This is a genomic window from Streptomyces sp. NPDC032126 (assembly GCF_055580085.1).
This window is the reverse complement of sequence record NZ_JBVIMA010000004.1, coordinates 713,419-724,587: the sequence shown is the minus strand read 5'-3', so window position 1 is coordinate 724,587 and position 11,169 is coordinate 713,419. Positions and strand designations below refer to the sequence as shown.

12 protein-coding genes are annotated in these 11,169 nt (G+C 68.9%); 4 read left to right on the top strand and 8 right to left on the bottom strand.

The window, feature by feature from the left end:
- A partial coding sequence (locus ACZ5NW_RS19595; RefSeq protein ID WP_468745079.1) for a hypothetical protein occupies positions 1-215 on the top strand: 215 nt, incomplete at its 5' end.
- 154 nt (positions 216-369) lie between these two features.
- Here the strand turns inward: ACZ5NW_RS19595 and ACZ5NW_RS19590 are convergent.
- The 3 genes from ACZ5NW_RS19590 to thyX form a co-directional block, all read right to left on the bottom strand.
- Positions 370-2,055 (bottom strand): ribonuclease J, encoded by a 1,686-nt coding sequence (locus ACZ5NW_RS19590; protein WP_468745078.1) that lies wholly within the window; start codon positions 2,053-2,055, stop codon positions 370-372.
- Between the two features lie 155 nt (positions 2,056-2,210).
- Positions 2,211-3,110, bottom strand: a complete 900-nt coding sequence (gene dapA, locus ACZ5NW_RS19585) for a 4-hydroxy-tetrahydrodipicolinate synthase (protein ID WP_468745077.1) — start codon at positions 3,108-3,110, stop codon at positions 2,211-2,213.
- Positions 3,111-3,338: 228 nt separating this feature from the next.
- Positions 3,339-4,070 (bottom strand): FAD-dependent thymidylate synthase, encoded by a 732-nt coding sequence (gene thyX / locus ACZ5NW_RS19580; protein ID WP_468745076.1) that lies wholly within the window; start codon positions 4,068-4,070, stop codon positions 3,339-3,341.
- Between the two features lie 172 nt (positions 4,071-4,242).
- Here thyX and ACZ5NW_RS19575 point away from each other — a divergent pair, with 172 nt between their 5' ends.
- Together ACZ5NW_RS19575 and ACZ5NW_RS19570 are read left to right on the top strand one after the other, a co-directional pair.
- Positions 4,243-4,422, top strand: a complete 180-nt coding sequence (locus ACZ5NW_RS19575) for a hypothetical protein (protein ID WP_468745113.1) — start codon at positions 4,243-4,245, stop codon at positions 4,420-4,422.
- A 90-nt stretch (positions 4,423-4,512) separates the two neighbouring features.
- Positions 4,513-5,067: a hypothetical protein gene (locus tag ACZ5NW_RS19570; protein WP_468745075.1), complete on the top strand. Its 555-nt coding sequence runs from the start codon at positions 4,513-4,515 to the stop codon at positions 5,065-5,067.
- A gap of 77 nt (positions 5,068-5,144) precedes the next feature.
- Here ACZ5NW_RS19570 and ACZ5NW_RS19565 read toward each other — a convergent pair whose 3' ends face one another.
- From ACZ5NW_RS19565 to rpsO, 5 genes are all read right to left on the bottom strand, one after another.
- Positions 5,145-5,588, bottom strand: a complete 444-nt coding sequence (locus tag ACZ5NW_RS19565) for a hypothetical protein (protein WP_468745074.1) — start codon at positions 5,586-5,588, stop codon at positions 5,145-5,147.
- A 7-nt stretch (positions 5,589-5,595) separates the two neighbouring features.
- Positions 5,596-6,348: a 4-hydroxy-tetrahydrodipicolinate reductase gene (gene dapB, locus ACZ5NW_RS19560; protein WP_097269606.1), complete on the bottom strand. Its 753-nt coding sequence runs from the start codon at positions 6,346-6,348 to the stop codon at positions 5,596-5,598.
- Between the two features lie 32 nt (positions 6,349-6,380).
- Complete coding sequence (locus tag ACZ5NW_RS19555; protein WP_468745073.1) at positions 6,381-7,760, bottom strand: M16 family metallopeptidase; 1,380 nt, start codon at positions 7,758-7,760, stop codon at positions 6,381-6,383.
- Positions 7,757-9,979 (bottom strand): polyribonucleotide nucleotidyltransferase, encoded by a 2,223-nt coding sequence (locus ACZ5NW_RS19550; protein WP_468745072.1) that lies wholly within the window; start codon positions 9,977-9,979, stop codon positions 7,757-7,759. The genes ACZ5NW_RS19555 and ACZ5NW_RS19550 overlap by 4 nt, the downstream gene beginning before the upstream one ends.
- 302 nt (positions 9,980-10,281) lie before the next feature.
- On the bottom strand, positions 10,282-10,569 hold the full coding sequence (gene rpsO, locus ACZ5NW_RS19545; RefSeq protein WP_030046008.1) for a 30S ribosomal protein S15: 288 nt from the start codon (positions 10,567-10,569) through the stop codon (positions 10,282-10,284).
- 267 nt (positions 10,570-10,836) lie between these two features.
- Here rpsO and ACZ5NW_RS19540 point away from each other — a divergent pair, with 267 nt between their 5' ends.
- A complete protein-coding gene (locus ACZ5NW_RS19540; protein WP_468745071.1) occupies positions 10,837-11,109 on the top strand; it encodes a DUF397 domain-containing protein in 273 nt (90 codons plus the stop codon).
- The last annotated feature ends 60 nt before the right edge of the window (positions 11,110-11,169 follow it).

The window sequence follows — 11,169 nt, the reverse complement described above, 5'->3', positions numbered from 1 at the left end:
CTGGCGTTGATTTTTGGCACGCTGTTGAGTTCTCAAGGAACGGTCGCTTCCTTTGTACTCACCCTCTCGGGCTTTCCTCCGGGCGCTTCCCTTCGGTCTTGCGTTTCCGACTCTATCAGATCTTTTCTCGATCCGATTTCCTCGGTGCTTTCCAGGCTTCCGCTTTTGTTTCGCGGTTTCCCTTCCGGCGGTTCCGACTTTATCAGAAGTTCTGAGTCGGTTTTTCCATCCCTCCCGGGAGTGCTCCGGGCACACACGAGGCGGCCGGGTTCCCGTTCAGGCGGAGCCGTAAACGTACTGGAGCGGGGCGGCCCGATGCAAATCGAGGCGCCCCGCTCCAGGTTCACACCTACGAGGGGTTGGCCGGGATCAGACCTCCACCACCACCGGCAGGATCATCGGCCTGCGGCGATACGTGTCCGAGACCCACTTGCCCAGGGTGCGGCGGATGAGCTGCTGCAGCTGGTGGGGTTCGACCACGCCGTCCTGGGCGGAGCGCTCCAGCACCTCGGTGATCTTCGGGATGACATCGCTGAACGCGGAGTCCTCGATGCCGGAGCCACGGGCCTGGACATGAGGTCCGCCCGTGATCTTGCCCGTGGAGGAGTCCACGACCACGAAGACCGAAATGATGCCCTCGTCGCCCAGGATCTTGCGGTCCTTGAGCGCCGGCTCGCCGACGTCGCCGACGGAGAGGCCGTCGACGTAGACGTAACCCGCCTGGACCTTGCCCGAGATCTTCGCCTTGCCCTCGACGAGGTCGACGGCGACGCCGTCCTCGGCGATGACGATGCGGTCGTGCGGGACGCCGGTCAGGGCGCCGAGCTCCGCGTTGGCGCGCAGGTGGCGCCATTCGCCGTGGACCGGCATCAGGTTCTTCGGGCGGCAGATGTTGTAGAAGTACAGCAGCTCGCCCGCGGACGCGTGGCCGGAGACATGGACCTTGGCGTTGCCCTTGTGGACGACGTTCGCGCCCCAGCGGGTCAGGCCGTTGATCACGCGGTAGACCGCGTTCTCGTTGCCGGGGATCAGGGACGACGCCAGGATGACCGTGTCACCGGGGACGATCCGGATCTGGTGGTCGCGGTTGGCCATGCGGGACAGCGCCGCCATCGGTTCGCCCTGCGAGCCCGTGCAGACCAGCACGACCTCGTGGTCCGGCAGGTCGTCGAGCGTCTTGACGTCCACGACCAGGCCCGGCGGGACCTTCAGATAGCCCAGGTCGCGCGCGATGCCCATGTTGCGGACCATCGAGCGGCCGACGAAGGCGACCCGGCGGCCGTACTCGTGCGCGGCGTCCAGAATCTGCTGGATGCGGTGGACGTGGCTGGCGAAGCTCGCCACGATGATGCGCTTGCGGGCGCCCGCGAAGACCTGGCGCAGGACGTTGGAGATGTCCCGCTCGTGCGGGGTGAAGCCCGGGACCTCGGCGTTCGTGGAGTCGGTGAGGAGGAGGTCGATGCCTTCCTCGCTCAGCCGTGCGAAGGCGTGCAGGTCGGTGAGGCGGTTGTCCAGCGGGAGCTGGTCCATCTTGAAGTCGCCGGTGTGCACCACCATGCCGGCGGGGGTGCGGATGGCGACCGCCAGGGCGTCCGGGATGGAGTGGTTGACCGCGATGAACTCGCAGTCGAAGGGGCCGATGCGCTCGCGGTTCCCCTCGGCCACCTCAAGGGTGTACGGGCGGATCCGGTGCTCCTGGAGCTTGGCCTCGATGAGGGCGAGGGTCAGCTTGGAGCCGATCAGCGGGATGTCCGGCTTCTCGCGCAGGAGGAAGGGGACGCCGCCGATGTGGTCCTCGTGGCCGTGGGTGAGGACGATGCCCTCGATGTCGTCGAGGCGATCCCGGATGGACGAGAAGTCCGGCAGGATCAGGTCGATTCCGGGCTGTTCCTCCTCGGGGAAGAGGACTCCGCAGTCGACGATGAGCAGACGGCCGCCGTACTCGAAGACCGTCATGTTCCGGCCGATCTCGCCGAGGCCGCCGAGCGGGGTGACCCGCAGGCCGCCTTCGGCGAGCGGCGGGGGTGCGCTGAGTTCAGGATGCGGATGACTCAAAAGACTCTCCTCACCACACGCGCCACGTACCGGTCGGGCACGTGGCGCGCGTGACGTTCGTGCAGAAGCAGTTGTCGTTGTGGGGTGCGGGCACCGGTGTCCCGCGTATTCAGTTGTGAAGTCCATGGGCGCGGGTGGTCGCGCGAAGTCTGGTGCTAGAGCTGTACCCCGCCGGCGGCAAGATCGATCTTGAGCTGCTCGATCTCTTCCGGCGTGCATTCGATCATGGGTGAGCGCAGGGGTCCGGCGGGCAGGCCCTGGAGGGCGAGGGCGGCCTTGGTGGTCATGACGCCCTGAGTGCGGAACATGCCCGTGTAGACGGGGAGCAGCTTCTGGTGGATCTCGGCGGCCTTGACGACGTCGCTCGAGGTGTACGCGTCGACGAGGGCGCGCAGGTCGGGGGTGACGACGTGGCCGACGACCGAGACGAAGCCGACGGCGCCCACGGAGAGCAGCGGCAGGTTGAGCATGTCGTCGCCGGAGTACCAGGCGAGGCCGGAGCGCGCGATGGCCCAGCTGGCGCGGCCGAGGTCGCCCTTGGCGTCCTTGTTGGCGACGATGCGCGGGTGCTCGGCGAGGCGGACCAGCGTCTCGGTGTTGATGGGGACGCCGCTGCGGCCGGGGATGTCGTAGAGCATGACCGGGAGTCCGGTCGCGTCGGCGACGGCCGTGAAGTGGCGGTACAGGCCCTCCTGCGGGGGCTTGTTGTAGTACGGGGTGACGACGAGCAGGCCGTGTGCGCCGTCGCGTTCGGCGGTGCGGGCGAGTTCGACGCTGTGGTGGGTGTCGTTGGTGCCGACGCCGGCCACGATGTGGGCGCGGTCGCCGACCGCCTCCAGTACGGCTCGTACGAGGTCCGATTTCTCCGCGTCGCTGGTGGTCGGGGACTCGCCGGTGGTGCCGTTGATGATCAGGCCGTCGTTGCCTGCGTCCACCAGGTGGGTGGCGAGCCGCTGAGCGCCGTCGAGGTCGAGTGCGCCGTCCGCCGTGAAGGGCGTGACCATGGCGGTGAGGACCCGCCCGAAGGGGGTCTGCGGAGTGGAGGTCGGAGCCATGGTTACACGCTACTCGTTGCTCACCGCGCGGTCTGCCCTCGGGGGGTCGGGAAAAGTCAGGACAAATGTGGAGCCCGGCACTGCCTGCTCGGGGGTTCAAGCAGTGCCGGGTCCGTTTGATCAGGCTAGATGAACTTCTCCAAATGCCGCAATACGGACACTTCGGGCGGATGACCCGTACATGTGTGCCGTACGCGGGGGTGGGCCGTGTAGCGGGACCGGAGCGCGTTACGGGGCCACGCGGCCGTTGCCGTTGAAGGCGGCGTACGTGAGCGGCATGAGCTTCGCCCACTCGGCCTCCATCTTCTCGCCGACCATCTCGATCTCGCGCTGCGGGAAGGACGGGACCTTGGCATCGGGGTGGGTGGTGCGCAGGCCAAGGAAGTGCATCAAGGAGCGGGCGTTGCAGGTGGCGTACATCGAGGAGTAGAGACCGACGGGGAGAACCGCGCGGGCCACCTCCCGGGCGACGCCTTCAGCCAACAGCTTCTGATATGCCGAGTACGCCTGTTGGTAGGAGTCCTCCAGCACTCCACGCACGGTGGCGTGCTGCGTTGGGGTCCCTTCAACGAAGACGTACTTTCCCGGCCGTCCTTCCTGGACGAGCCTGCGGGAGGAGTCAGGTACGTAGAAGACCGGCTGAAGCTCCCGGTAGCGACCCGACTCCTCGTTGTAGGACCACCCCACCCGGTGCCTCATGAACTCCCGGAAGACGAAGATCGGAGCACTGATGAAGAACGTCATCGAGTTGTGTTCGAACGGGCTGCCGTGCCGGTCCCGCATCAAGTAGTTGATGAGGCCCTTGGATCGCTCGGGGTCCTTCTGCAGCTCCTCCAAGGACTGCTCGCCGAGCGTGGAAACACGGGCAGCGAAGAGCACGTCGGCGTCCGAGGCGCTGGATTTCACCAGCTCGACGGTGACGTCGCTACGGAACGGCTGGGGGGTATCGCCGGGAGTCACGGAGGGTCCTTCCCATCACTACTTTGCTTCGCGCCCACCTTACGGGGCCCTCGTACGCACTTCACCGATGCCTCTCCACGTTTGGTTTGTGCGAGATGGGCACCTTTCGTGGCGTTCGCTCGTCTGTAGGGGTGACAGCCGTACGTTCGAGCCCCACAGGAGCCGTGTCCCAATGGTCAGCGATGTCATGCCGCCGCGACGGCGGGCCTCCGCCCGTGAGATAGCCGGGCGCCTGCTGCTGGGGCTCACCATCGTCGGGGCGCTGGTGGGGTCGCTGGTCCTCGGTATGCCGGCGCTGACGATCGATCAGTCCCCGGGGAGCCAGCCGACGCAGGCGGCGCGGGGACACTGACGCCGTGCGGCCCCCGATGGTGGTGAGCGGGGAGCCGGGCGGATAGCCTCACCGGTCTCAGCCCACGCGAGGACCGAGTGAGGATCAGCCGTGCCCCTGCCCTTCCTGACGGCCGACCGCCCGTTCGAGGCCGCGGACGATGTCCCGCTGCCCCACGACGACCGTGAGCGCTGGCGGCGCCCCTACCGGCCCGGGCCCTGGCGGGTGGGCACGGCCGCGGTGTGGCTGCTGCTCGCCTCCTTCGTGCTGTTCGCCGCCGTCGCCATCGCGCTGACCGGCTCGGTGGCCGAGGCCGGTCTGGTCCTCGGGCTCTCCTTGCTGGTCATCGCCGCCGCTCTGCGGCTGCTGCGGATGGGTGTGTGGGTGAGCGCGCGCGGTCTGCGGCAGGTGGGCTTCCTCGTCACGCGGACGGTGCCGTGGGACCGGGTCGTCGCCGTGCGGACCGTGCAGCAGCCGGTGCGCTGGCTGGGGCTGCCCCGCACGGTGCAGGGACAGGCGCTGACCCTGGTACGGCGGGATCGTGCGCCGCAGGAGCCGGTGGCGCTGCTGACCACGCACAACGCGGACTTCCTGGCGCGGTTCGAGGCGTTCGACCGGGCGGCGGACACCGTCGAGGCGTGGGCCGCGGAGAACGCGGGCGGCTGAGCGCGCACGTACGAAGGGGTGGGGCCCGGTCCGTGCGTGGACCGGGCCCCACCCCTTCGTGCGGGTGAGCGGGAGGCTCAGTGGGCGGTGTCGTGCAGGGCGATCGCGCGTTGCATCGCCTTGCGGGCGCGCGGGGTGTCGCGGGCGTCGTGGTAGGCGATGGCGAGGCGGAACCAGCTGCGCCAGTCGTCGGGGGCCGCCTCCGTCTCGGCCTTGCGCTTGGCGAAGACCTCGTCGGCCGAGTCGCGGTCGATCCGGCCGCCCGGCGTGCGCTTGAGCTCGTCGACGGGCAGGCCGCCCTCGGCGTCGAGTTCGGCGGCGAGGGCGTTGGCCCGGCGGACGAACTGGGTGTTCTTCCACAGGAACCACACCCCGATGACCGGCAGGATCAGCACCGCCACGCCGAAGGTGACGGTGATGAGGGTGCCGGACTGGATGAGCATGACGCCGCGGCTGCCGACCAGGACGAAGTAGAAGACCAGGACGGCGGCCGTTATGGCGTAGGACAGCTTGGCGCGCATGGTGATGTCAGCCCAGGTCCAGGAAGTTTTCCAGGCCGAAGGTCAGGCCCGGGGTCGTGACCACCTTGCGGGCACCCAGCAGGATGCCCGGCATGAAGCTGCTGTGGTGGAGCGAGTCGTGGCGGATCGTCAGCGTCTCGCCCTCGCCGCCCAGCAGGACCTCCTGGTGGGCCAGCAGACCGCGCAGGCGGACGGAGTGGACGGGGACGCCGTCGACGTCCGCGCCGCGCGCGCCGTCCAGGGCCGTCTCGGTGGCGTCGGGGGCCTGGGCCGTGCCGGCCGCGCGGCGGGCCTCGGCGATGAGCTGGGCCGTGCGCGTGGCGGTGCCCGAGGGCGCGTCGACCTTCTTCGGGTGGTGGAGTTCGACGACCTCCACCGACTCGAAGTAGGGCGCGGCGATCTGCGCGAACTTCATGTTCAGGACGGCCCCGATGGAGAAGTTGGGCGCGATGAGGACGCCCGTCTCCGGGGACGCGGCCAGCCAGCCGTTCAGCTGCGCGAGGCGCTCGTCGGTCCAGCCCGTCGTACCGACGACGGCGTGGATGCCGTGGCCGACGCAGTACTCCAGGTTGTCCATCACCGAGGCCGGCGTGGTGAGTTCGACGGCGACCTGGGCGCCCGTCTCCGCCAGGGTCTCCAGCTTGTCGCCCCGGCTGAGGGCGGCGACCAGCTCCATGTCCTCGGCCGCCTCGACGGCCTTGACCGCCTCGGAGCCGATCCGGCCCTTGGCACCGAGGACCGCCACGCGCAGCTTGCTCATCTCTTGCTTCCTTAAGCCAGAACAGAAGGGGGTTAGGCCACGGCCTCGTTCAGTCGGGACGCCTGCTTGTCCTTCAGCGGGCCGATGACCGACAGCGACGGGCGCTGTCCCAGGATGTCGCGGGCGACGGAGCGGACCTCGTCGGGGGTCACCTCGCCTATCCGGGCCAGCATGTCGTCGACGGACATCTGCTCGCCCCAGCACAGCTCGCTCTTGCCGATGCGGTTCATGAGCGCGCCGGTGTCCTCCAGGCCGAGGACGGTGGAGCCCCTCAGCTGGCCGATGGCGCGGCCGATCTCGTCGTCGGACAGACCGTTGGCGGCGACCTGGTCGAGCTCGTCGCGGCAGATCTTCAGCACGTCGTGGACCTGGGAGGGGCGGCAGCCCGCGTAGACGCCGAAGAGTCCGCAGTCGGCGAAGCCGGAGGTGTACGAGTACACGCTGTAGGCCAGGCCGCGCTTCTCGCGGACCTCCTGGAAGAGGCGGGAGGACATGCCGCCGCCCAGGGCCGTGTTGAGCACGCCGAGCGCCCAGCGGCGCTCGTCCGTGCGGGCCAGGCCGGGCATGCCGAGGACGACGTGCGCCTGCTCGGTCTTGCGGCCGATCAGCTCCACGCGGCCGGCGGTGCGCAGGGCACGCCTGCCGTCGCGCGGGGCGATGGGGGTGGCGTCGAGGTTCTTGAGGGCGCCCGCCTTCTCGAAGGCCGCGCGGACCTGTCGTACGACCTTGTTGTGGTCGATGTTGCCGGCCGCGGCGACGACCAGGTGGGTCGGGTCGTAGTGCTTCTTGTAGAAGCGGCGGATGCGGTCGGCGGTGAGGGCGTTGACGGTGTCGACCGTGCCGAGGACGGGGCGGCCGAGGGCGTTGTCGCCGAACATGGTGTGCGCGAACAGGTCGTGCACGCAGTCGCCGGGGTCGTCCTCGGTCATCGCGATCTCTTCGAGGATCGCGCCGCGCTCGACGTTGACGTCCTCCTCCAGGATGAGGGAGCCGGTCAGCATGTCGCAGACGACGTCTATGGCGAGGGGCAGGTCGGTGTCGAGCACGCGCGCGTAGTAGCACGTGTACTCCTTGGCCGTGAACGCGTTCATCTCGCCGCCGACCGCGTCGATGGCGGAGGAGATGTCCAGCGCGCTGCGTCGGGTCGTGCCCTTGAAGAGCAGGTGCTCCAGGTAGTGCGTGGCGCCGTTCAGGGAGGGGGTCTCGTCGCGGGAGCCGACGTGGGCCCAGATGCCGAAGGTCGCGGAGCGCACCGAGGGCAGGGTCTCGGTGACGATGCGCAGGCCGCCGGGGAGGGTGGTCTTGCGGACCGTGCCGATGCCGTTCTCGCCCTTGATCAGGGTTTGGGTACGGGCGACGGCCCGCGCCTCCGAAGAGGTGCGGGCCGTCGCCTTGGAGCTGCTCGACGTCACTTGTCGGTGTCGTCCTTCTGCTCGTCCGAGGAGGCTTCCTCGCCCTCGACCACGGGGACGAGGGAGAGCTTGCCGCGGGAGTCGATCTCGGCGATCTCGACCTGGACCTTCTGGCCCACGCCGAGGACGTCCTCGACGTTCTCCACGCGCTTGCCGCCGGCCAGCTTGCGGATCTGCGAGATGTGCAGCAGACCGTCCTTGCCGGGCAGGAGGGAGACGAAGGCGCCGAACGTCGTCGTCTTCACGACCGTGCCCAGGTAGCGCTCGCCGACCTCGGGCATCGTCGGGTTGGCGATGCCGTTGATGGTCGTGCGGGCGGCCTCGGCGGACGGGCCGTCGGCGGCGCCGATGTAGATGGTGCCGTCGTCCTCGATGGTGATCTCGGCGCCGGTGTCCTCCTGGATCTGGTTGATCATCTTGCCCTTGGGGCCGATGACCTCGCCGATCTTGTCCACGGGGATCTTCACGGTGATGATCCGCGGGGCGTTGGGGGACATCTCGTCCGGCGTGTCGATCGCTTCCATCATCACGTCGAGGATGTGGAGGCGGGCGTCACGGGCCTGCTTGAGGGCGGCGGCCAGGACGGAGGCCGGGATGCCGTCCAGCTTGGTGTCGAGCTGGAGGGCGGTCACGAACTCCTTGGTGCCGGCGACCTTGAAGTCCATGTCGCCGAAGGCGTCCTCGGCACCGAGGATGTCGGTGAGGGTGACGTAGTGCGTCTCGCCGTCGATCTCCTGGGAGATCAGGCCCATGGCGATACCGGCGACCGGGGCCTTGAGGGGCACACCGGCGTTCAGCAGCGACATGGTGGAGGCGCAGACCGAACCCATGGACGTCGAGCCGTTGGAGCCGAGGGCCTCGGACACCTGGCGGATCGCGTAGGGGAACTCCTCGCGGGTCGGCAGGACCGGCACGAGGGCGCGCTCGGCGAGGGCGCCGTGGCCGATCTCGCGGCGCTTCGGGGAGCCGACGCGGCCGGTCTCGCCGGTGGAGTACGGCGGGAAGTTGTAGTTGTGCATGTAGCGCTTGCGGGTCACCGGGGAGAGGGTGTCCAGCTGCTGCTCCATGCGCAGCATGTTGAGGGTGGTGACGCCCAGGATCTGGGTCTCGCCACGCTCGAACAGCGCCGAGCCGTGCACGCGCGGGATGGCCTCGACCTCGGCGGCGAGCGTACGGATGTCCGTGACGCCACGGCCGTCGATGCGCTTCTTCTCCTTGATCACGCGCTCGCGGACGAGCTGCTTGGTCAGGGAGCGGTACGCGGCGGAGATCTCCTTCTCGCGGCCCTCGAACTCCGGCAGGAGCTTCTCGGCGGCGAGCGCCTTGACGCGGTCCAGCTCGGCCTCGCGCTCCTGCTTGCCGGCGATGGTCAGCGCGGAGGCGAGCTCCGGGCGGACGGCGGCGGAGAGCGCCTCCAGGACGTCGTCCTGGTAGTCGAGGAAGATCGGGAACTCGCCGGTCGGCTTGGCGGCCTTCGCGGCGAGGTCGGCCTGGGCCTTGCACAGGACCTTGATGAAGGGCTTCGCGGCGTCCAGACCGGCGGCGACGACCTCCTCGGTCGGGGCCTCGGCGCCGCCCTTGACGAGCTGGATGGTCTTCTCGGTGGCCTCGGCCTCGACCATCATGATCGCGACATCGCCGTCCTCCAGGGCACGACCGGCGACGACCATGTCGAAGACGGCGTCCTCGAGCTCGGTGTGCGTCGGGAAGGCCACCCACTGGCCGCGGATCAGCGCGACGCGGACGCCGCCGATCGGGCCGGAGAAGGGCAGGCCGGCCAGCTGCGTGGACGCGGAGGCGGCGTTGATCGCCACGACGTCGTACAGGTGGTCGGGGTTGAGGGCCATGATCGTCGCGACGACCTGGATCTCGTTGCGCAGGCCCTTCTTGAAGGACGGGCGCAGCGGGCGGTCGATGAGACGGCAGGTGAGGATGGCGTCCTCGGAGGGACGGCCCTCACGGCGGAAGAAGCTGCCGGGGATCTTGCCGGCGGCGTACATCCGCTCCTCGACGTCCACCGTCAGGGGGAAGAAGTCGAGCTGGTCCTTGGGGTTCTTGGAGGCGGTGGTGGCCGACAGCACCATGGTGTCGTCGTCCAGGTACGCCACGGCGGAGCCGGCGGCCTGCTTGGCCAGGCGGCCCGTCTCGAAACGGATGGTGCGGGTGCCGAAGGCGCCGTTGTCGATGACGGCCTCGGCGTAGTGGGTCTCGTTCTCCACTAGCGTTTTCTCCTCGTCTTCGTCCCTGGGCTGCCCGTGTGGCAGGGGGACGGTTACGGAGAAGCGCGCCGTGCTGTGCGGGCCGGTCTTCGATCGAAGCACCCGGGGCTCGCTTCCCCCCGGGGGCCACTACCGAGGACCGGCGGCGGCGAGGTGCGCTTCTCCTCCTTTGTCATGCTCTGTCGTACGTCCTGCGTTGTGCTACCACACTACAAAGCGTGAGCGGCACTCCGCATGTTTCCGTACGTACGGCAAAGGGAGCGGCCCCCGATCCTCCCGGGAACCGCTCCCTTCACGGCGTCTTACTTGGCGCCCGCCGCACCGCGACGGATGCCGAGGCGGTCGACCAGCGTACGGAAGCGCTGGATGTCCTTCTTCGCCAGGTACTGCAGCAGGCGGCGACGCTGACCGACCAGGATCAGCAGACCACGGCGGGAGTGGTGGTCGTGCTTGTGGGTCTTGAGGTGCTCGGTCAGGTCCGAGATCCGGCGCGAGAGCATGGCGACCTGGACCTCGGGGGAGCCGGTGTCGCCCTCCTTCTGACCGAACTCGCTGATGATCTGCTTCTTCGTAGCGGCGTCGAGCGGCACGCGTACTCCTCGTAGTCTTTGAATGGCCACCGAGTGCCCCCGGTCTTTGTCTCGGGGGAGCTTCCATGACTCGGAAGGCGGGGATCCGCTGGGCGCGGCCTCCAGAACCTGCGCTCCGGGGGTGCGTACACAAACGGCCGTTACACAGGGTACCAGGCAAAGGCGGGCGCCTTCGCCCAGGTCCCCGAAGACCGGGGCCGCCCCGGACCCGGCCACTAGGGTGAACGGACAGATCGTTTTCGTACGTCGGGAAGGGAGCACTGCGGCATGACGGAGACGGCGGAGCAGATCAAGGCGCGCAAGGAACGCGAGCGGGACGAGCTGTACGCGCTCGACATCTCGGACGTCGAGTGGCACAGCGCGCCGGGCACGGAGGAGCACGAGGAGCGCGTCGAGATCGCCTACCTGCCCGGCGGGGCCGTGGCGATGCGCTCGTCGCTGGACCCGGCGACCGTGCTGCGCTACACGGAGGCGGAGTGGCGGGCCTTCGTCCTGGGCGCGCGCGACGGCGAGTTCGACCTGGAGCCGACGGAGGGCTGAGCCCCACGAGTCATACGAGTCCTACGACGAAGGGGCGGGCCCGGGTCTCCGGGTCCCGCC